The 21,382-nt window shown below is 67.8% G+C and carries 19 protein-coding genes; 14 read left to right on the top strand and 5 right to left on the bottom strand.

Annotated elements, in window-relative coordinates; all coding sequences use genetic code 11:
- A partial coding sequence (locus EIO58_RS00960) for a CaiB/BaiF CoA transferase family protein (protein WP_164861458.1) occupies nt 1–1,089 on the bottom strand: 1,089 nt, incomplete at its 3' end.
- Between the two features lie 277 nt (nt 1,090–1,366).
- Nucleotides 1,367–2,371, bottom strand: coding sequence for an MBL fold metallo-hydrolase (locus EIO58_RS00955; RefSeq protein ID WP_127817828.1), 1,005 nt, complete (start codon nt 2,369–2,371; stop codon nt 1,367–1,369).
- A 227-nt stretch (nt 2,372–2,598) separates the two neighbouring features.
- On the opposite strand from EIO58_RS00955, the gene EIO58_RS00950 reads away from it, so the two are divergent.
- Complete coding sequence (locus EIO58_RS00950) at nt 2,599–4,473, top strand: ABC transporter permease (protein WP_164861457.1); 1,875 nt, start codon at nt 2,599–2,601, stop codon at nt 4,471–4,473.
- Entirely contained in the window at nt 4,466–5,617 is a 1,152-nt protein-coding gene (locus EIO58_RS00945; protein ID WP_127817826.1) for an ABC transporter ATP-binding protein, read from the top strand. Before EIO58_RS00950 ends, EIO58_RS00945 begins: the two co-directional genes overlap by 8 nt.
- A gap of 10 nt (nt 5,618–5,627) precedes the next feature.
- On the opposite strand, the gene EIO58_RS00940 is transcribed toward EIO58_RS00945, so the two are convergent.
- Nucleotides 5,628–5,864 (bottom strand): hypothetical protein, encoded by a 237-nt coding sequence (locus EIO58_RS00940; RefSeq protein WP_127817825.1) that lies wholly within the window; start codon nt 5,862–5,864, stop codon nt 5,628–5,630.
- Here EIO58_RS00940 and EIO58_RS00935 point away from each other — a divergent pair, their 5' ends adjacent.
- The 8 genes from EIO58_RS00935 (at nt 5,865) to EIO58_RS00900 (ending at nt 15,049) form a co-directional block, all read left to right on the top strand.
- The gene (locus EIO58_RS00935; RefSeq protein ID WP_127817824.1) at nt 5,865–6,290 is read left to right on the top strand and encodes a DUF3237 family protein; all 426 of its coding nucleotides are present in this window, start codon (nt 5,865–5,867) and stop codon (nt 6,288–6,290) included. It begins immediately after the preceding gene.
- 170 nt (nt 6,291–6,460) lie between these two features.
- Nucleotides 6,461–8,755 (top strand): CaiB/BaiF CoA-transferase family protein, encoded by a 2,295-nt coding sequence (locus tag EIO58_RS00930; protein WP_127817823.1) that lies wholly within the window; start codon nt 6,461–6,463, stop codon nt 8,753–8,755.
- Nucleotides 8,756–8,770: 15 nt separating this feature from the next.
- Entirely contained in the window at nt 8,771–9,208 is a 438-nt protein-coding gene (locus EIO58_RS00925) for a Zn-ribbon domain-containing OB-fold protein (RefSeq protein WP_127817822.1), read from the top strand.
- A complete protein-coding gene (locus tag EIO58_RS00920) occupies nt 9,205–10,359 on the top strand; it encodes a thiolase C-terminal domain-containing protein (RefSeq protein ID WP_127817821.1) in 1,155 nt (384 codons plus the stop codon). The genes EIO58_RS00925 and EIO58_RS00920 overlap by 4 nt, the downstream gene beginning before the upstream one ends.
- Nucleotides 10,360–10,404: 45 nt before the next feature.
- Nucleotides 10,405–12,027, top strand: coding sequence for a thiamine pyrophosphate-binding protein (locus tag EIO58_RS00915; protein WP_164861456.1), 1,623 nt, complete (start codon nt 10,405–10,407; stop codon nt 12,025–12,027).
- A gap of 403 nt (nt 12,028–12,430) precedes the next feature.
- Nucleotides 12,431–13,525, top strand: a complete 1,095-nt coding sequence (locus EIO58_RS00910; protein ID WP_164861455.1) for an alcohol dehydrogenase catalytic domain-containing protein — start codon at nt 12,431–12,433, stop codon at nt 13,523–13,525.
- Between the two features lie 15 nt (nt 13,526–13,540).
- Nucleotides 13,541–14,827 carry a cytochrome P450 family protein gene (locus EIO58_RS00905; RefSeq protein ID WP_127817818.1) on the top strand — a complete coding sequence of 429 codons (1,287 nt, stop codon included), beginning with the start codon at nt 13,541–13,543 and terminating at the stop codon, nt 14,825–14,827.
- Between the two features lie 9 nt (nt 14,828–14,836).
- The gene (locus EIO58_RS00900; RefSeq protein ID WP_127817817.1) at nt 14,837–15,049 is read left to right on the top strand and encodes a ferredoxin; all 213 of its coding nucleotides are present in this window, start codon (nt 14,837–14,839) and stop codon (nt 15,047–15,049) included.
- A gap of 65 nt (nt 15,050–15,114) precedes the next feature.
- Here the strand turns inward: EIO58_RS00900 and EIO58_RS00895 are convergent, their stop codons facing one another.
- Complete coding sequence (locus EIO58_RS00895) at nt 15,115–15,966, bottom strand: MaoC family dehydratase (protein WP_127817816.1); 852 nt, start codon at nt 15,964–15,966, stop codon at nt 15,115–15,117.
- 173 nt (nt 15,967–16,139) lie between these two features.
- On the opposite strand from EIO58_RS00895, the gene EIO58_RS00890 reads away from it, so the two are divergent.
- Both EIO58_RS00890 and EIO58_RS00885 read left to right on the top strand, forming a co-directional pair.
- Entirely contained in the window at nt 16,140–17,138 is a 999-nt protein-coding gene (locus tag EIO58_RS00890) for an NmrA family NAD(P)-binding protein (RefSeq protein ID WP_164861454.1), read from the top strand.
- 42 nt (nt 17,139–17,180) lie between these two features.
- Nucleotides 17,181–17,999 (top strand): IclR family transcriptional regulator, encoded by an 819-nt coding sequence (locus EIO58_RS00885; protein ID WP_164861453.1) that lies wholly within the window; start codon nt 17,181–17,183, stop codon nt 17,997–17,999.
- 150 nt (nt 18,000–18,149) lie between these two features.
- Here the strand turns inward: EIO58_RS00885 and EIO58_RS00880 are convergent, their stop codons facing one another.
- Entirely contained in the window at nt 18,150–18,911 is a 762-nt protein-coding gene (locus EIO58_RS00880) for an IclR family transcriptional regulator (RefSeq protein WP_164861452.1), read from the bottom strand.
- Nucleotides 18,912–19,182: 271 nt separating this feature from the next.
- Here EIO58_RS00880 and EIO58_RS00875 point away from each other — a divergent pair, with 271 nt between their 5' ends.
- Together EIO58_RS00875 and EIO58_RS00870 are read left to right on the top strand one after the other, a co-directional pair.
- On the top strand, nt 19,183–20,415 hold the full coding sequence (locus tag EIO58_RS00875; protein WP_127817812.1) for an FAD-dependent oxidoreductase: 1,233 nt from the start codon (nt 19,183–19,185) through the stop codon (nt 20,413–20,415).
- A complete protein-coding gene (locus EIO58_RS00870; RefSeq protein ID WP_127817811.1) occupies nt 20,412–21,356 on the top strand; it encodes an SDR family NAD(P)-dependent oxidoreductase in 945 nt (314 codons plus the stop codon). The genes EIO58_RS00875 and EIO58_RS00870 overlap by 4 nt, the downstream gene beginning before the upstream one ends.
- Nucleotides 21,357–21,382: the final 26 nt, after the last annotated feature.

The following is a 21,382-nucleotide window of genomic DNA, read 5'->3' as shown; positions in this document are numbered from 1 at the left end:
CAGCAGCTCGTCCGCGTCCGCCCCGGCCGCGGGCGGATCGTCCGGCGCCGCGAGCGTCGTGCGGCCGAACCGGGGCGCCGGCGCCGGAGCGAACCCAGACGCAGACGGCACGAAAACGCCGCGCTCGCGATTGTGCGGATGCTGCACCACCTCGTCCGCCTCGAGCACGGGCGTCACGCAGCAGTCGATGCCCTCGGCGGCGGCGCACCACGCGTCGCGCGTGTCGGAGGCGATCCGCTCGGCGAAGATCTTCCGCAGCTCGGCCCAGTTCGCGCGGTCGGCGCGGTCGGGCACGCTCTCCAGCGACACTCCGAGCAGACCCAGGAAGTTGTGGTAGAACGCGTCCTCCAAGCACCCGACGGCGAGGTAGCGACCGTCGCTCGTCTCGTAGCAGTCGTAAAAGGGCGCGCCCGTGTCTAGCAGATTGCGGCCGCGCGGCTCGAGGACGCCAAGGTATTGCTGCGCGATTGTGGAGACGAGGAAGAGGGACGCGGCGTCGAGGATGCTGACGTCGACCACCTGTCCGCGCCCCGACGTCGAGCGCTCGACGAGCGCCGCGAGTACGCCGACGGCGAGCAGCATGCCGCCTGCACCAAGGTCGCCGAGGTAGTTCACCGGCGGCACCGGCGACGCGCCCTCGCGACCGATGCGACTGAGAACGCCTGACACCGCGAGGTAGTTGATGTCGTGCCCGGCGCGCTGCGAAAGCGGACCTGTCTGGCCCCATCCCGTCATGCGCGCGTAGATCAGCCGCTCGTTGTCCCGTGCGCACTCCTCTGGCCCGAGCCCGAGCCGCTCCATCACCCCCGGCCGGAACCCCTCCGTGACCACGTCGGCTGTGCGGACCAGAGCCTGCGCGATCGTCCGCGCCTTGGGCACCTTGAGGTCGAGGGTGAGCGAGCGTCGACCGCGCAGAATCGTGCGGATCGCCGTGCCCAGCGGGGGGGCGGGCTGCTCGATGGTCACGACGTCAGCGCCCATGTCGGCCAGCAGCATGCCGCCGAACGGACCCGGACCCATGCCCCGAAACTCGATTACGCGGATGCCCTCGAGCGGCCGGCGAGAGGTGGACGCTGCGGCCGGACTCATGCGGCATCCGCTTCGATGGATCCTCGTGCACGTCGATCATCAGTGGGAACTGCTCCGATGAGATGTCCTGCCGCACGCCGACGAAGTCGGACCCGGCGGTTACCTCGCGCGCCTACGCGCTCGCGCACTTTTGCGTCTCTGATCGCTCGCGCGATCGCGTCGTGGACCTTCAAACGTCGCCCCTTCGCTCTCGGTGATCCGCAATGTATCGAAGGCGACGGCGTGAGCAGGCCATTGGGCGGGACGTTCCGCCGAACGGGATGGGCTGCGTCCCGGGTCACACCGACAAGGTCGCGGCCTCGCGATAGATGTCCGTCTGACGGAGGGCCGAGTGCAGCCATGGGCTCTCGAACAGGGCGTCCCATCCGTCGCTCCAGGTGAGCCGCGACGCGAGCGCTAGCGTCGGCAGCTCGCCCTCCGCCTCCAGCACCGACCTCACCTCGCGCAGGCGGCGCTGGATGTGGGCCCGCGTGGTGCGCAGCCGCCCGTCGAGTGGCGCGAACACGTAGCCGTGCCCTGGGACGACGGTGAAGTCTTCGAACGGCACGAGTTTGTCGAGTGATCGCAGGTACTCCGCCACGGCGTTCGCGCCGAAGCCGGTGCTGAGGCCGATGCCGGGATTCATCATCGGCAGCACGTGGTCGCCCGTCACCACGATCCGACGTTGGGCATCGACGATGCACATGTGGTCGGCCGTGTGCCCGGGCGTCGCAACCGCTGTCCATCCGATGGCGCCGGGGATCTCGTCACCGTCGTGCATTTCGATGTCAGGGACGACGCGCGGGTGCACTCTACGGGCCCGGCGGACTAGGGGCAGCAGCCGGGCAGACGTTTCCTCGTCGGCGCCCCAACGTTCGAGCCGGGCGAGGTCCTCGCGGTCGCGGGTCCTGACATCCGCCGGTTCCGGCGGGTTCGACGTGTGCGCGGGAGCCATCGTCGCGACCTGAGCGCCGACCAGTTCGCGGATACGGCTGGCGAGCCCAATGTGGTCGATATGCCCGTGGGTCGCGACGACGTGGCTCACGTCCTCGAGGCGCCAGCCGGCGGCTACGAGGCCCGCACGAAGGCCTTCGAGCGCCTCGGGGGAATCCCAGCCGGGATCTGTCAGTACAAGGCCGCCGTCGTCCGCTTGCGCGGCGACGCACAGCGTGCTGCGCAGGAACGCATCGGGCATCGGCACGGGGATCACCCAGAGCCGCTCGTCCAACGGCTGCGGTGCGGTGAGCCGGTGGTGTCGCAGGGACTCGTGATCCTCCACGCGCAACGGCACCAGCTTGTCCACTCGGTCTCCCTTCGCCGTAGGCGTTCGAAGCGAAACCCTAGCGGCCCGCGTGCGAAGGTGGATCAGTCTTGCCTGTACACGACGAGGCTTCTGAGACTGAGTCGGTGCGGCGTCCCGTTCCGTGGAACATGTGCCCGTCCGGGCTTCGTCAGCGGAGCCTGCGGTTAGTCTTCGACGAACTGAGATCGCACCGATCGCGCTGCACAACGTTGTGGAAGGCCTTACAGATGAGTAAGACGGCACCTCCGAAGACCCGCAGGACCGGGCGCTTCCGGGTGAGCGGGTTCGGCGTGCTCGCCGTGATCACCACGATCGTCTGTGTCGCGCTCTTCGTGTGGCCGGTCGTCATGATTGTGCTGGGCGCGTTCCGCACCGGGTACCCCGGAGACTCCACCGGGTGGTCGATCGATCCCATCCTCGGCGTCGTCACGTCGCCGTCGACCGGCGAAGCACTGACGACCTCGTTCGGGCTCGCGGCGCTCGTCACGATCATCTCAAAGTCGCTGAGTTTCTACTTCGCGTGGGTCGTCGCGCGCACCAACACCCCGCTGCGCCAGCTGGTCACGCCGGTCATGCTCATCGTGTTCGCCATGCCGCCGCTGTTCTTCATTCTCAGCTGGGCGCTGCTCGGCCAAGTGCGGGTCGGGATGCTGAACCAGTTCATATCGGGGTTCACGGGCGAGCCGTCGACCTTGATCAATACCAGCACGTTCGTCGGCGTGGTCTTCGTTTCAGTTCTCAAGTCGGTCGCGTTCGGCTACTTTATGCTGCTTGGGCCGTTCCGTGCCATGAGCCACCGGATGGAAGAGGCCGCGGCCATCGCCGGCGCGGGCCGCCTGCGCACGTTCTTCACGGTCAACGTTCCGATCATGCTCCCTGCCCTAGGCTCCGCCGTCATCGTGGGATTCATCGTGGGGCTGGAGTACTTCGAAGCCCCGCTGATCCTTGGTACGCCCGCGGGCGTCGAGGTCCTCTCGACACAGATCTACTCGTATCTCAACGATGACTATCCGCCTAAGTTCGCCGAGGCGAGCGGCCTGGCCACGATCATGCTCGCCGTGCTCATCGTGCTCCTGCTGGTGCAGGGGCTCCTGCAGCGACGCCGATCGTTCGAGACGATCGGGGGAAAGAGCGGTGCCGACAAGCCGTGGGACCTTGGCGCATGGAAGTTCGTCGGCACCGGCGTGTTCCTTGTCTACGTCGTTCTCGCGCTGGTCCTCCCGGTGTTCCAGATCGCCTTGGCATCGCTTCAGCCGTTCTTCGGAGCGACTAGCGGCTACTCGTTCGCGAACTACGAGCGCCTGTTCGCCAATCCGCGCACGTGGGCGGCCCTGCAGACCACGGGGGTCCTGGGCGTCGTTTCCGGCCTCGCCGTCATGATCTTGGCGCTCGCGGTCATCTTCGTCGTGCGCCACGGCAACCGCTTTGTCGCCGGATTCATCTCACGCACGACATGGTTGCCGCTTTCGATGCCCGGCACTGCTCTTGCACTCGGCATTCTGTGGGTGCTGCTGTCGTACACGCTCACAAGGCCGCTCTACGGAACGATTGCGGCGATGGGTATCGCGCTCATCATTGTCGCGATGCCCATCGCCATGCGTAATATCGAGCCGGCCGCCATGCAGGTCAGCCGCGATCTCGAAGAGGCGGCTTGGGTGTCCGGTTCGACCAAGGTGCGCGGTTTCCTCGTCGTGGTTGCTCGCCTGATCCTGCCCAGCTTCCTCGCTGGCTGGCTGATGTGCGGCATCCTGGTCGGCGGCAATCTGGTCATGCCGCTTATGGTGGGCTCGCCGCTGCTCGACACGGTCTCGCGCATGACCTACGACATGTACACGTCGGGCAAGGGCACGGATGCCGCCGCCCTGTCGTGTATCTTCCTCGTCGGCGTTAGCGGGATCTTCCTCGTGGGGATGTTGCTGCGCGCGATCCTGGTGCGCGTCCTCGCGGTGCGCCCTGACGTCGCAGCGCCGTCGACCGGTGGAGGGACCACTGTCGGCGGCATCCTCCCGCCGACCGTCGGACCGGCGTCGACGGAACCGACCTCGACGTCGACGGCTTCGGCCGACGACGCGCCCACCACGAAGGAGCACATCAATGCCTGAGGTCGCCCTGCAAGGCATCGTCAAGGAGTACGGCAGCGTCCGCGCCACCGACAACGTCGACCTGACCATCGCGGACGGCGAGTTCGTCACGTTGCTCGGCCCCAGCGGCTGCGGCAAGACCACGCTGCTGCGCAGCATCGCAGGCCTCGAGCGGCCGGACGGCGGTGTGGTACGTCTTGGCGATCGCGTCGTCGCGGATGCGTCGCGCGGGATTTTTGTGTCGCCCGAGAAGCGCCATCTCGGCATGGTGTTCCAGAGCTACGCGCTGTGGCCGCACCTGAGCGTGCGCAGCAACATCGCCTACCCGCTGCGCGCCCGCCGGAATATGTCGCGCAAGCAGATCGATGAGCGCGTCACGCAGCTAATGGAGATCGTGGGCCTTACCGGCATGCACCGTCGGCTTATCTCAGAGCTCTCCGGCGGTCAGCAACAGCGCGTCGCGCTCGCCCGCGCATTGGCCGGCGGTACTGAACTGGTGCTGTACGACGAGCCGCTGTCAAACCTCGACGCGGGCATGCGCCTGACGATGCGCGACGAGATCCGCAAGGTGCACGACGAGATGGGCACCACGTCGGTCTTCGTCACCCATGACCAGGAAGAGGCGCTTGCTCTTTCCGATCGCGTCGTGCTCATGAACAAGGGCAAGATCGTGCAGAGTGGCACACCTCACGAGGTCTACGCGTCGCCGCGGAATTCGTTTGTGGCGCGGTTCCTGGGGTTCGAGAACATCTTTGACGTGGAGCATATCGACGCAACCGACGGGACGCGCCTCGTGCTCGCCGGAGGTGCGATCACCGTCCCCTCTGCGAAGTACCCGCGCCTCACGCCCGAGAACAACGGACTGGCCATCAAGTCCAGCCATGTGCGCATCGCCGGCGCGGTGCGCCCCGACGGCGAACCGGTCGTGCGCGGACGCGTCCGATCGCGCAGTTATGCGGGGGACCGCACGCACTTCATCATCGAGGTCAACGGCGTGCTCGTGCGGGCCATGGTGCTCAACCACCTCGTGCAGGAGAACGAGCTGCCGGCGGAGGACGAGCTGACCGACGTGCAGTTCCCAGCGCACCTGATCGCGCCGCTTGCGACCGACGACGCGCCCGCGAACCAGCGCCCCGAGACGCAGACTATCCGAGTCGCCGCCTGACGATTGTCAGCTACGCATCGCGGGGCACGAAGTCTATGGCGGTGTACGGCGCGAGCGCGGCCGATGCGCCGCCTCCCGCAGTCAGGTCCGCCGAACTGGCGTTCGGGGTGCCGGGGAGCGCCTGGCGGCGCTCGCCGATCGCCTCGGGAGCTGAGGTCGCGAGCCACCAGACTTCGTCCAGCCCCACTGCAGAAAGAGTCGACATGACGGAAACCACGAACCCCCACCGTTGACCCATCTGCTTCACATGGAATCGAAGGTGGGGCCGCCCGTAGAGGTCGGACCGACGCCCGGCGGGTTCCGTCGCTTCATTCCGATCCTGGGCGGGTCCGTTTCCGGATCGCTCGTGACCGGTGCGGTCCTTCCCGGCGGCGCAGACTATCAACTCGTTCGCACGGACACTCTTACGTGCGCGGACGCGAAGTATGTGATCGAGACCGACGAGCGCGAGTTGATCTTCGTTGAGAACATCGGAACCCGGACAGGGATCCTCGAGGACCTCTCCCGGATCCGGCTGGAGCTACCGGTGGATCCGTCCCGCATCTATTTCCGGTCAACTCCTCGATTCGAAACGTGCGCGGCACGGCTGGAGATCCTCAACACGTCAATCTTCGTCGGAGTGGGGTCGCACCTCCCCGGTGCGGTGGTCGTGGACGTGTTTCGTGTGAACTGACGGAGCTACCTGGGCCGAACCGTCGTCCCGCATGTCAGAACTTCGGCCCTGTCCCGCCATCAGCGGCTTCCCCGCTCCTAGCGTATGACCAAGGCCCGGCGATCTTCTGGGGCCGCCCACCGGCCGACGGCGCCCGATGCGTCACGGTCGCAGACAGAGGAGTTGCCTGCGTGACCGCGTTCCACGGAGTGAGGGTGCTTGAGCTGGCGACCGGCATCGCCGGACCAGTCGCCGGGTCGTTCTTCGCGGACTTCGGCGCCGACGTCATCAAGGTGGAGCCACCGGAGGGCGACCCGAGTCGCCGATCCCCTGCTTTCGTCGCGTGGAATCGGGGGAAGCGCGGGACAACGGCCCGATCCTTCGTCGAGTCCGAGCGGGATCGCGTCGCCGCTCTCGCGACGGAGGTAGACCTCGTCATCGCGCGTGACGTGGCCCAAGTCGCCGAGTGGGGGATCCCTGCCGACGAGTTGGTCTCGGCCGAAGGCGGTCCTGTCGTTCTCGAGCTTCCGCCGTTCCAGGGCACCCCGCCGTGGTACGGAGGTGCGGAGTCGCAGGCGCTGCTGTCGGCGGCCAGCGGCTATTCACGCCGGCAGTCTTCCTTCGACGGCGGACCCGTCGACATGGTCTACCCGCACCTCCTGTACATCCAGGCGGTCCTGGGTGCGTCGGCCGCATCCGCAGCCCTAATCGAGCGACTGCGCTCGGGCCGCGGCCAGGTGGTCACGGTCGACGGCATGCACGCCGTCGCGGAGGCCTTCACAGGCAACTACTCGCTCGACCCTGCGGCACCCGTCGCCGACACGGCGGTCGGCCCGCGCGGACTCAATCCCACCTACTGTCACTATCGGGCCTCGGACGGACTGTGGTTCCTCGTCGGCGGCCTGACCCCCAAGTTCCAGGCGCGCATTCTTCGTGCGGTCGGGGAGGGCTGGATCATCGACGACCCTCGTGTCGCCGCCGACCTGTCCAGGCTCTTCTCCCCGAGCAATCGGGAGTGGGTGCGTGCGGTCCTCGACGAACGGATGGCGACCCGGCCTCGCGCAGAATGGCTGGAGGTGTTGCGGGAGGCAGGGGTTCCCTCGGCGCCGCTCAACGCGCCTGCCGAGGCCTTCGCCCACGAGCACACGCTGACGCTCGGCGTTCCGGTGCAGATCACGGATGCCGAGTGGCGCGACGTTACCGTCGTGGGGCAGCCGGTGGTGGCCACCGCGACGCCCGCGCAGATCCGTTCGGGCGCACCGGCGATCGGCAGCCCGATCGACGCTGTCGGGTGGCATCCGCGTGAGAAGAGCGCAAGCGGTACCGGTTGGGTCGGAGACGTCGGCGGGCGCCGGGCGACAGGAGGACCGCTGGAGGGCGTCCGCGTGCTCCTGCTCGGCACCTTCGTCGCCGGCCCGTACGGCGCGTTCCTCCTCGGCCACCTCGGCGCCGACGTCATCAAGATCGAAAGCCCCGAGGGCGACCCGTGGCGCGAGCGGGGGTTTTACTACAGCGACGGCATGCGCAGCGTGGTGGTGGACCTAAAACGTCACGAGGGCCGTGAAGTGTTCGAGCGGCTCGCCGCCGACGCCGACGTGATCGTCGACAACCTCCGTCCCGGCGTAGGGGCGAGTCTCGGCATCGACTTCGCATCCATCGCGGCGTACAACCCCGACGTGATCACGATGTCGCTCACGGGCTTCGGGCAGCAGGGGCCGCTCGCAATGGAGCCGGGCTTCGATCCGGTGCTGCAGGCGTGGAGCGGCATGTGCGTCGCACAGGGCGGCGACGACATCCCGGTGCTCTACACCGTCCCAGTCAACGATGTCGCGGGTGCCGCGCTCATCGCGTTCGGCGCCTGCGCTGGCCTTTACCACCGTCTCCGTACCGGAGAGGGCCAGGCGATGAGTACCTCCCTCGTTGCGGCGAGCATGTTCATGCAGTCCGGCCAGCTGGTCTCGGGCGACTTCGAGTCGCTCGTCCCGTCCGGCGGACGTGACTACCTCGGACCGTCGGAGCTCGACCGCTATTACCGCGCCGCCGACGGGTGGGTGCGCATCCAGGCACTACCGAGCACGGACGCCGCAGTTGTGCGCAACGCGCTGGGCGGTGGCGCCGAGGATGCCCTCGAAGAGCTCTTCTCGCGTACGGACGCCGCCATCGCCGTCGAGCGACTGACGCTCGCGGGCGTGCCGGCTGTCATCGCCCGTGTGGCGAAGGACGTGGTGGTCTCCGGCGACCACGTCGGACGCTTCACGCTGCGCCGCCCCTTCGGAGATGTCACGTACTTCCGGCCGCAGGAGTACGCGGCCTTCAGCCGCACCCGCTACGACCAGGAGATGTACCCGCCCGGCGCCGGAGAGCATACACGCGAGGTGCTCGACGAGATTGGCCTCGGCGACGGAGCCATCGAGCGGCTCATCGAGTCCGGCACCGTGGTGCAGGGCGCCGCCATGCAGCCCCGAATACTCAACCCCTACCGCTGACGAGAGGCACCCGCCATGGTGGCACCAGCCAAGCCGAAGCCCGTACCCGTACCCACGCCCACAACTGTTCCCTATTGGGAGGGCACGGCGCGCGGCGAACTGTGGATCCAACGCTGCGTGACGACGGGTGCGTACTTCACCTACCCCCGCCGGTTCTCGCCCTACGTCGTGAACGGCGAGGTGGAATGGGTACGGGCTTCCGGCCGCGGCACGCTCTACTCCTACGTCGTGAACTACCTGCCGGGCCCCGGGTACGCCGATGAGGTGCCGTACGTGATCGCGATCGTGGAGCTCGAAGAGGGGCCTCGCGTGCTCGCCAACCTCCACGAGCTCGACCCCGATCCCGCGGCGCTCTCGATCGGGATGCCGCTGCGCGCGGTGTTCGAGCCGCGCGGCGGCCTCTCCATCGTCCAGTTCGTACCCGACGAGAAGAACACGGAGGTGGCCGCATGAGGCCCGGAGACATCGTCATCGTAGGGGCAGCCGAGACCGAGGAGCTCGGGGTTATACCCGACATGAGCGAGCTCGACCTGAGGGCGGCCGCAGCCCACGCCGCGCTCGCCGACGCGGGCCTCAGCATGGCCGATGTCGACGGCATCACGTGCGCCGCCGAGTCGCCCATCGAGATGGCCCACTATCTCGGGTTGACCCCTACGTGGTACGACGGTACGAGCGTGGGCGGATGCTCTTTCCTCATCCACGTGCGCCACGCGGCCGCGGCGATCTCGGCGGGCCTCTGTGAGACGGTGCTCGTCCTGCACGGCGAGTCCGGCCGTTCCAAGGTCGGCAAGGGCGGGGGCTTCATGGCGAAATCGCCGAGCTCCATGCAGGCGCAGTTCCAGAATCTGTACGGCCTCGCCGGGCCGCCGAACATGTTCACCCTCCCCGTCAAGCGTTTCCTGGAGAAGTCAGGCAACACCGAGGAGCAGATGGCCGCGGTCGTCGCCGCCCAGAGCGCGTGGTCCGCCGACAACCCGCGCGCATTCCGCAAGGGGGAGGTCTCGGTGCAGGACGTGCTGGACTCGCCGATCATCGCCTACCCGTTCCACAAGCTCGAGTGCTGTGTCGTGACAGACGGCGGCGGTGCGCTCGTCGTGACCTCACGTCGGCTCGCGGAGTCGCGCGGAGTGGTCAAGCCACCCGTCTACGTGCTCGGCACGGGTGAAGCCGCCGACGCACCTCTCGTGCACGACCTCGAGGATGCCACGTCGTCGAAGGCGTTCCGCATCTCGTCCGAGCTCGCGTTCCGCGAGGCCGGCCTCCGGCCCTCCGACATCGATCACCTCATGGTGTACGACGCCTTCGCTCACCTGCCGCTCTACGCTCTGGAGGATCTCGGATTCGTGGGACGCGGCGAGTCCGGGGCGTTCATCGCGGAGGGTCGCACCCGCCCGGGCGGGGAGCTGCCACTCAATACGAATGGCGGCGGCCTGCGCTACACGCACACGGGAATGTATGGCATGTTCGCCATGCAGGAGGCCGTGCGCCAGCTGCGCGGCGAGGCGTTCTCCCAGGTAGAGGGGATCACCACGAGCCTTGTCCAGGGCGTCGGCGGCATGTTCACCGCGGCGGCGACCCTCATCTTCAGCAACGAAGCCCCCTGAATCGCGGGCATCGGCCCACCGACGAGCCTGCGAATGAAGAGGAACATGAAAGCTTACATCGCGATCGCGCAGGCCCTCCTCGACGCGGGCATCACCGAGATGTTCGGCCTGATGGGCGACGCCAACATGCTGTACGCGGCGTCGTATAAGGAGGCGGGCGGCGTGTTCGTCGATGCCCTGCACGAGGGTGCGTCCGTCTCGATGGCCGATGGGTACGCGCGGGTGACCGGTACGGTCGGCGTCGCCAGCGTGACCCACGGCCCCGGGATCACCAACGCGCTGACGGCGTTCACCGAGGCAGTGCGGGCTCGCACACCGCTCGTCCTCCTCTGCGGCGACACGCCCTCGCGCATTCCGGAGCACGGACAGGCGTTCGACCTCGCGGCCGTGGCGACGGCCGCCGGCGCGGAATACGTGCGCAGCACGCGCGCCCAGTTCGTCCTCCGGGACTTGCGCCGTGCGATCCGGCGCACTGCGCGCACGCGGCGTCCGATCCTCCTCAACGTGCCGGTCGACTACCTGCTCGAAGACGTCGAGCTCACGCCTACACCGAGGCCGATCGTCGAGGAGCGGCTTCCACTCTCAGACCTCGAGAGCGATGCCGTCGACGGTGCGCTCGGTCTGCTGGTCTCGGCGGACCGCCCGCTGGTGCTGGCCGGACGCGGCGTCGCGCTGGCCGGTGCGGAGGAGTCCGTGGTGACGCTGGCCGGCTTGCTTGGCGCGCCGCTCGCGACCACCCTGCTCGGCCGCGGTCTGTTCGCCGGTCACCCGCACAACGTGGGCCTGTTCGGTGGCCTCGGCACGCCGGTCGGTGAGCGCGCGATCGCCGCAGCGGACTGCATCCTCGTGCTGGGGGCGTCGCTGAGTAGGCACACCACCGAGGCGGGCGCGCTGCTGGAGGGTAAGACGGTGATCTACTGCGATGCGGATGCCGCGAATCTCGCGCGCACGGATGAGGCCACTGTCGCGATCCAGGCCGACGTCAAGGGCTTTGTGGATCTCCTGATCGAGGCCCTCGAGGCCGCCGACGCGCGGCGACCGACCAGCGCAGTCACCGAAATCGCGGGGGAGATTGAGGCGTTCCGCCCGTTGGCGGGACTGGCCGACCAGGAGCAGCCCGGCGTCGTTGACATGCGGTCCGCCGTCCGCGCGCTGAACGAGATCTTGCCGCGCGACCGCTACGTCGTGACCGACTGCGGTCGCTTCCAGCGCCCGGTCTTCCGACACCTCGAGGTGCTCGAACCGCTGACCTTCACCCACGCCGTGCACTTCGGCTCGATCGGTCTCGGCCTTGCGACGGGCATCGGCGCGTCAGTAGCCGATACCTCCCGCACCACGGTCGTCATCGCTGGCGATGGCGGCGCGATGCAGAGCCTTCTCGAGCTGCACACGGCAGTGCAACGCGGACTTCCACTCATCATCGCAGTGCTCAACGACTCCAGCTACGGAGCCGAGTATGAGAAGCTCGGCGACTACGGTCAGGACCCCACCCACGCCCTCTACACATGGCCCGACCTCGCGGTCCTCGCGGAGGCGCTCGGCGCGACCGGACGCACTGTGCGAGCCCTCGCCGACTTCGAGGCGGTCGCCGGTGACATCGAGGCGGGCCGCACACCCCTGCTCGTCGACATCGTGTGCGATGCGACAGCCGACATCAAGGCGTACTGACGCCCCCTGAGCCGTCCGGGGCCACCCGAGCGGAAGTGATGACGACGAGCACAGCCGCGGTCATCCAGACGACCGGGGCCGACCGGTCCGGGCACTCGCCGCTCACGGCGCTGGACGAACTCCCCTCGTCCGGCATCCGCGCCACACCGACCTCGACCACGTCATCCTCGGCACGAGGCCTGACCCCATCATCGACGGCGCGCAACGACCGCAACCAAAGACCCGCACCGGCCGCGGATGGTTCCATGCTGCGGAACAATCTCCTCGGTTGGCGGTCGGTGTCGGAGTGGATCTTATGTTCGGCGCAGAGGCTCAAAGCAGAGCGCGGAATCGAGGACGAATGAGAACGGTGACGGCAGGCGTGGCGACTCAGCACGGGCCGCGCGAAATGACACGGGCTGCGGTGCTCACGGGTTCCGGCAGTCTAGAACTGGTCGACGACGTGGTCGTCGATCCGCCGCAGTCGGGCGAGGTGCGTGTCCGCGTCGAGTGGTGCGGTGTCTGCCACTCCGACCTGCACGTTCTCGACGGGGACACCCCGTCCAACGTGCCGCACGCGATCCTGGGGCACGAGGTGGCAGGTATCGTGGACGCGATCGGAGACGGCGTAACCGACCTCGCGCCGGGAGACCACGTCGTGGTCAGCATGCTCGGCCCGTGCGGCGACTGCGAAGCGTGCTTCTCCGGAGCGACTGCCTGGTGCGAGCGGCAGTACGGCCGCGGCGGCGTCGCCGCCGACGGCTCGACCCGCATGACGCGTGGCGGGATGCCGGTCATGCGCATCACGCGCGTCGGGGGCTTCGTCGAGTACACGATCGCCCGTCAGGAGGCTGTCGTGAAAGTGCCGGACGAGCTTCCCCTCGATCTCGCGACGGTCCTCGGGTGCTCGGTGCAGACCGGATTCGGTGCGGTGGTCAACATCGCGGAGGTAGCTGCCGGATCCACGGTCGCTGTGTTCGGACTCGGCGGCGTCGGCCTAGCGGCCATCCAGGCAGCGCGGATCGCCGGCGCGACCACCATTGTCGGCATCGACCCCATCGAGAGCCGCCGCTCGCTTGCGGAGAGCCTGGGCGCGACGTCGACGTGGGACCCGGTACAGGTCTCGGTAGACGAGGCCCGAGCGCTCACCGGACCGCTGCTCTTCCGATCGGTCATCGACACCGTGTCGTCCGCCCGCACATTGCCGACAGCGGCGTCGCTGACCGGGCCGAAGGGAACCCTCGTGATCCTCGGCATCACCGAGTCGAAGACTCCGCTGGAGGGCCTGCTGACGGCCGACATCGTGGCCGGTCAGAAGCGCGTGATGGGCTGCTATCTCGGCAACGGTATTCCTCGTCGCGATGTCCCCCGCCTTGTGCGGCTCTGGCAGCACGGCCTGCTCGACCTCGATTCGATGGTCACCGGCCGTCGTCCGCTTGATCAAATCGACCAGGCGTTCGCCGATCTCCGCGCCGGCATCGGCCTGCGCACGGCTGTCCGCGTCTCACTCACCGACTGAAACGAAGGAGTTGACATGAGTCCGAACGAAGCCGTGCGCGTCGACGACGTCGACGTGTCGCTCGCCGGGATCGAAGCATCCAAGTGCCCCTGGCACACCAACAATCAGCTTCGCGAACGGGGGCGCGTCGTCGCGCACAGGCGCGCTGGCGGCGGGGATGCGTATGTCGTGACGGGATACGACGACGTCATCGCGGCGTTCCAGGAGTCGGCGCTCGCGAAGGATCTCGACCGCATCGATGAGAAGTTCCCGGAGCTCGCAGCCGGGGCGAAGAAGGCGGGGTTCGCCCTCACGAGCTCCGCGTCCAAACACCTCCTCAACAGCGACCCGCCCGACCACACCCGTCTCCGCCGGCTGGTGATGCGCGCGTTCACGCCGCGTAGGATCGAAGCCCTGCGGCCGCGCATCAAGGAAGTCGTCGACGGACTTCTCGATGAGTTGTCGCAGAAGCCGACGCCCGACCTCATCGAGGAGTACGCGTTCCCCATCAGCATCACGATGATCTGTCAGATCCTCGGAGTGCCGGCTGAGGATCAGGTCGACTTCCGCCGGTGGTCGGTCGCGTCGACGACCGCACCGGTCCGGGGTGATGTGGCGCCGCAGGTCGCGGCGCAGAAGTCGCTGCACGACTACCTCGTCGCGCACATCGGCAAGCGCCGCGCTGAGATCGCGGCGGACCCGGATGCCGCCAGCGACGACATCCTGTCGGCCATGATCGCCGCACGCGACGAGAACGACGACAACCTCAGCGACTCCGAACTCATCGGGATGGCGTTCTTGATCCTGATCGCCGGGCACGAGACGACCGTCGGCCTCATCGGCGCGATCGCGCACGGGCTCGTCTCCCATCCCGACCAGCGGGCGCTTCTGCTTGCCGACCCCGACCTCATCCAGAACGCCGTCGAGGAGTTCTTGCGGTTCGAGGGCTCGGTACAGCGGTCGACCCTGCGCGTGGCGCTCGAAGACGTCGTGATCGCAGACACGCTCATCCCGGCCGGCTCCGTCACGCAGATGCTGATCGGTTCGGCAAACCACGACCCGAGTAAGTTCGAGAACCCGGACGTCATTGACATCACCCGTGACACCACCGGGCACGTCGCGTTCGGTCAAGGGATCCACTTCTGCCTGGGCGCACCGCTCGCCCGCGCCGAGGCGCAGATCGCCATCTCGTCGCTGCTCGAGCGGTTCCCCGAGTACACCATGGCCGTTGACGAGGACGAGCTGACCTATCACCCGACCGTGTTGCGCGCCCTCGTCGCTCTACCGGTGACGCTCACCCCGGGTGACGTCCGCGCTGAATGAGGAGGACTCGTGGAGACAGCGGAGATCATCACCGACAAGACGAAGTGCGCCAGCACGCGGCAGTGCGTGTCGGTCGCGCCAGGGATGTTCGGAATCGACCAGGCGGACGGGCGGGTGAAGGTGCTCACGCCCCACGTTCAGAGCGACGATATCGACCTCGCCGACGAGGCGGTGGAGTCCTGTCCTGTGCAGGCGCTGCGCCTGCAGCTCGCAGACCGCTGACCACAGCCGCGAGAGACGGTGCGTCGGATTCGCCCGGCGCACCGTCTCTCGCGTGTGTGACCCGCTCAGACCGCGATCGTCGCGACGCCACGGTCGAGGACCACTTCACCGTCGCCGTCGAGCGTGCGGAACCACACGTCGTGGCCGTGCGTCCAGACTTCGACGGTGAGCACCGTGCCGGGAAGCGCGGGCTTGGAGAAGCGCGCGCTCATCGTGCGCAGCCGGTCAGGGTCGCCGCCCGCCGCCGTTGCCACCAGCGCGCGGCAAGTGAATCCATACGTGCACATGCCGTGCATGATGGGGCGCGGAAATCCGGCGCGGCGGGCCACGGCGGGATCCGAATGCAGCGGGTTGCGGTCGCCGGTCAGTCGGTATAACAAGGGCTGATCAGCCCGGGTGGCGTACTCCACCTGATGATCCGCGGAACGGTCCGGCGGCGTCCACTCCGGCGCCTTCGGTCCGCGGTCGCCGCCGAAACCGCCCTCGCCGGACACCATGAAGGTCCCCGTCGTCGTGGCGAGAGGCGCGCCTGTCACAGCATCCGTCGCGACACTCTCCTGCACGAGGAGGGCGGATTTCGCCTTGTCGTAGACGTGCGTCAGCGTCGAGACAGCTTTCGCTGATCCGGCTGTCGGCACCGGCCCGTGGAAGACCACGGTCTGCTCGGCGTGCACGAGCTTCGACGTATCGAAGTCGCCCAGTGAGCGTGGGCTGCGGGCCGAGGCGAGTCCGCAGGCGAAGGTGGGCACGACGCGCTGGACGAACCCGGCGGAGTTCTCGGTCGTGTAGTCGAGTTCCGCGGCCGGATCGGCGGCGCCCGCCCCCACCGCGAGCGCGTACAGCAGCGTCTCGCGATCGGTCCACTCGCGCAGGAGCGGGTCCGTGGGGACTCCGACGAGATCATGGCGAAGGGTCATGGATCCCATGATGGCTGATGCATTCCCGCGGCCGACGCCGTCGCGTCGCTTCCCGCGTAGCGGGACGGCAGCGGCCGACGCGCGTACCGCGGAGCGGAACGATTCCGCCCGCCCGCGCGCCCGCGTCCGTTGGACGGCATACGGTGAACCATGGGTGGACGAGGAGGATCACGGTGACGCGAATCGGCCCAGGTTTGCCTGCTCCGCAACGATACGGTGAGTACCCCCGCACGAAGGAGCGGCCCCGTTCCGTCACCATCTTTGGGGCCGCGGGGCACATCGGCCGCCCCCTCGCGGAGCACCTGCGCTTTGCGGCACCCGATGTCGCGTTGCGCCTCATCACGACGTCGTCGGACAGAGCGGTGGGGCTGAGCGTCGCGTTCCCCGAGTCCGAGGTCGTGATCGCCGACTTGATGGATGCCGCGACGCTCAGCGTTGCGGTCGAAGGCAGCCAGGGCGTCTTCGTCGTGACGCCGTCACCCTTCGACGAGTCGGTGGCGATGGCGAACCTCATCGCCGCGCTCAGGGCCGACGGGTCGCTCACACACCTCGTGCGCGTGGTCGGATACGAGCCTGAGTCACGACCCGAGCGCGTGCCTCAATCGTTACGGGAGTATCAGGGCACCGCGCAGCAGCACTACGTCGCCAAGCGCCTTCTCGACGAGAGCGGCCTTCCGGTGACCTACCTCAATATCGGCGCGACCTACCTCGACAATCTGCTGCCGCTCGCACGCACGGTCAAATCGGACCGCGTCATCGTGCTGCCCCAGCGGATCATCCCGTTCATCGATCCCCGCGATGTGGGTGAGATCGCCGCCAACCTGCTCACGTCAACGGACGCGAGGCATCTCGACCAGTTCTACACCGTCAACAACGGCAACGACCTTCTCACCACCGAGGAGTTGGCCGAGATCTTCAGCGATGTGCTCAAGACGAAGATCACGGCCTACACACGCCCGGAGGCCTTCGTCGAACTCAATCGCGATCAGCTGGCGAGGCGCCGCGGACGACCGGATGCCGCCGAGCGCGTGCTCGAATTCATCGCGTACGAGCAGGGAAACGGTGCGTTCCTCAGTCTGAACGACTTCGCCCGTCGCATGCTTGGGCGCGAGCCCACGACCGTGCGGGGCTGGGTGATGGAGCACCGGCACCACTTCCTTCCGCACGGGTAACCGTGGGCATATCCCGAAAGCCAGTCATCGAAGGAGATGATGATGCGAACGACCGCGACATCGACGCTCGACTCGGCGGCGAACGTGCTGCGACTGATGCGACTGATCGGCGCGAAGGGCTCGATCACACTCGCGGAGGCGGCGATCCAACTCGGCGTCAGCAAGTCCACGGCACATCGGCTGCTCATGACGCTGCTGGCGCAGGACTATGCGACACGCGATCCCGCCGGTCGCCGCTACTACGCAGGTCAGAATGCCGTGTCGGCCGGCCTCTCCACGTTGTGGGACTTCGACATCCGGCAGCGGACAACGGCGCCGCTGTTGCGCTTGGCCGAGAGCATCGGCGAAACCGTGAAGCTCCTGGTGCTGGACGGACCATACGCCCGCGTGCTCGATGTCGCGGAAACGGTCCGATCACTGCACGTCGGCTCGTCGTTGGGGAAGCTTCTGCCTGCGAATGCCACAGCGGGCGGAAAGATGCTCCTGAGCCCGCACGGCGAGGACAGCCTGCGTCATCGCTTCGGCGACCGGCTCCCTGCCCTGACCGACCACACGATCGATGACTGGGACTATCTGGCGGTCGAGTTGCAAGCGATCCGCAAGCGGGGCTGGGCGCTCTCCGAGGGCGAGTCCACGCCACACGTGAACGGCATCGCCGTCCCCGTCGTGGGCGCGGGCGGATGGATCATCGGCGCCCTGGCGGTCGCCGCGCCGGAGGGCCGCCTGACCCGTGCGCGCCACGTTGAGATCCTCGATCAGCTGATGCACGTCGCACGCCAGCTCGGACGCGTGATGGGCGGAACGGCGGAGCGATCGAACCCGATCTCGGCATCCGCGTCGACGAACCGCCGCGCCGGCTGACGCGCGGGACCACCGCGCAGGCGTTCGGTAAGGGCGCCGCGCTCGCCCGGGAGCGGGCGACGCAGCTCCGGGTCCATGACGGAGTCCACGGCCGCGCCGATCGCTGCGGTCATCGACTCATGGATGCCGTCGGAAGGGCGGTCGCCGCCATCAGCCGAACGAGGAGTCGACCTGAATTTCGTATGCCGTCGCGAACATATGCCTCAGGGTCTGCATCCGGTCTTCCTCCACCATCTTCTCGACCGGTCCCGCGACTGCCAGTGCCGCAACGATCTGCTGATCGCGGCCGCGCACAGGCACGGCCAGTCCGCGCACGCCGCTCGTCGCTTCGGCGTCGTTCGTCGCCCAGCCCCGGTCGCGAACGAGGTCGAGCTCAGTGAGCAGGGCGGCCCAATTCGAGATCGTGCGGTCGGTACGCAGCTCGAGGCGCCCGCCGAATCGGCGCCACAGCGACTCGCGGTTCTCCTGGCTGAGGAGAACCTTGCCGCCCGCGGTCGAGTGCGCAGGGAGAAGCTGACCGACGGATCCGCCGACGCGACCGTGCTCGTCGCCCTCGGCGATCTCGACCACGCGGGCGAACGGTCCGTCGAGCACGAGGAGCTTCACCGTGTAGCCCGTGTGCTCGGCCAAGGCGGCGAGTCCCGACCCACCCGTCGGACGAGTGAACTCACCGAGCGCCGAAAGTCCCGCCTCGACGAGTGCACGTCCAGGGTGATACTTGCGATGCACCGGATCGCGCAGGGCGAACCCCTCGGACACGAGGGTGGCGAGGAGCCGATGCGCTGTCGACTTGCCGACGCCGAGCTCGTGGCTCACCTCCGTGACGGTAATCGTCCGCCGCGTGCGCAGCATGCCGACCACACGGAGCGCGTTGGCGGCGGAGTCCAGGGCATACAGCTGCGGATCGGGCACGAGATCTCCCTTCGGCGCCATGGTATCCCCGCGGACCGAGTCGTGCGATCGCTGCGGATCGACGCGTGCCGGCTGATCGGCGCGCGGCCATCCACTCGAAGGCGTCCAGAAGTGGTCGCGGCGAGTGGACAGCTCGCTGGGCGTCCCGGTCCATGGAACAACACCGCCACCCATTCGCGGAATCCCGGTCGAGACATAGCGTGGGCCCTGCACGCCCCGCATCGGGCGCGGAACGGTCGGGATCGCCGTGCGGTGAAGGAGTTCTTTGACGATGACTACGGTCGAAGTTGCGATTGTCGGAGCAGGACCGGTGGGACTCACGACGGCCCTAGGGCTGGCGCGTCGCGGTGTTTCCGTCGTGCTTCTCGAGAAGGATGAACAATTGGGTCGCTTCTGGCGCGCCTCGACCTTCCATCCACCGTCGCTCGATGTCGCGGCTGACCTCGGAATCGTCGACGACATGCTCGAGGCAGGGCTGGTCGCGCCGATGTACCAGCTGCGCGACTTCCGCACCGGGATCGTTGCGCGCTTCGACTTGAACGCCATCTCGGACGAGACCGCGTGGCCGTTCCGGCTGCAGCTCGAGCAGTACAAGTATTCGAACATCGTCGCCGCCGCCGTCCAGACGCGGCCCGAGGCGCAGATCCGCTTCTCATCCGCGGTGACCGGCATGCGCATTCATGACGACCACGTAGAGCTCGAGATCAACGGCTCCGAGACGCTGACCGCATCGTGGGTCGTCGCCGGCGACGGATCCTCGAGCATCGTGCGCGAACTCGCCGGGATCGCATTCGAGGGTGAGACGTACCCGTCGCGGCGCCTGCTGCTCAGCATCGAGGAATCCTTGAACGAACTCGTCCCCGACCTCGATCTCGTCAACTACGTCTACGCTCCGGTGGGCGCCGGGATGGTTCTGCGCATCCCGGATCTCTGGCGCGTCATGTTCACCATCCCGAGCGGCATCGACGATGCGACCGCAAGGTCGGTCGAGTACTACGGCTCTCGCTTGAGCGAGCTGCTCGGTGTCCAGCCCGAGGTCGTGTCGACCCAGGTCTACTACATCCATCAGAAGGTCGCCGCGTCTATGCGGCGCGGTCGTGTGCTGCTCGTGGGCGACGCCGCGCACGCGAACAGCCCGACGGGTGGCATGGGCCTCAACAGTGGCATCCACGACGCGTTCGATCTCATCACCACACTGACCTCTGAGAGCGCAGACCTTGACCGCGCGCTCGATGCGTGGGCCGACCGCCGCCGTCGCGCAGCAGTCGAGGAGGTGCACCGTGTGTCCAGACGCAACACCGTCGACCTCGGCGAGCCCGACGATGTGGCACGCGGACGAAAACAGGACGACGTACGTGCAATAGCCCAGGATTCGCAGCAAGCAAAGGAGTGGCTCATGGAGTCTTCGATGATCGCCAGCGTCCGCCGACACCCGATCGGTGTCGGACGGGTCGCCCCCTACACCACCGGCCCGCGCTCGTTCGTGGCCGAGGTCGTCCGATGAGCGGCCGGCTCCGCGGGCGCGTCGTCGTCGTCACAGGCGCGGGACGCGGCATTGGCCGCGAATACGCTCTCCTCGCGGCCGAACACGGCGCGAGCGTCGTCGTCAACGACCTCGGCGCGAGCTTGGACGGCGCCACGGTCGAAGACAGCCCCGCGGCCCACGTGGTCGACGAGATCCGCGCCGCGGGCGGCCGCGCCGTGGCGGACGGCAACGACATCTCCGACTGGGAGGGTGCGAAGGCGCTCATCGACCGAGCGGTATCCGAGTTCGGTGACCTGCACGTCCTCATCAACAACGCCGGGATCATGCGCGACCGGATGATGTTCAACATGAGCGTCGAGGAGTGGGACGCCGTGATCGCGGTGAACCTACGCGGCCACTTCGCGCCCACGCGCCACGCTGCCGCCTACTGGCGCGAGGAGGAGAAAGCCGGTCGCGGCGCAGACCGCGTCGTGATCTCGACGTCCAGCGTGAGCGGCCTGCGCGGCTCCATCGGCCAGGTGAACTATGGTACGGCCAAGGCCGGCATCGCGACCTTCGCGCAGCTCGTGGACCGGGAGCTCAACGAGAAGTATGGCGTCCGCAGCTACGCGATCGCACCTGGCGCGCGCACGCGGCTGACTCTCTCCACGCCGCATGCCGCCAAGACGGTCGGCCTCGCAGCGCCCGAGGGGGAGTGGGACTCGAAATCTCCCGCGAACGTCGCACCGTTCGTCATCTGGCTGGCCGATGCCGCGTGCCCGATGCCTTCCGGCAACGTCTTCGGCGTCGCCGGCGGCAAGGTCGAGCTGTACAAGACGTGGTCGATCGCCGAGCAGATCGACGGCGAACGCGAGTGGACGCTCGAAGAACTCGACGAGGCGGTTCGTCCGCTGTTGGATGCCGCACCGTCCCGTGTCCGGTCAGTCGTCGAAGCGGCGGCAAGCGGGCCGCGCGCCTGATCGCCGCGCCCGATTCAGATCAGAAA

It is taken from the genome of Microbacterium sp. CPCC 204701 (assembly GCF_004010105.1).
GTDB lineage: Bacteria > Actinomycetota > Actinomycetes > Actinomycetales > Microbacteriaceae > Microbacterium.
Note: the sequence above shows the minus strand (reverse complement) of the source record. Positions and strands in the feature narration are given on the sequence as shown.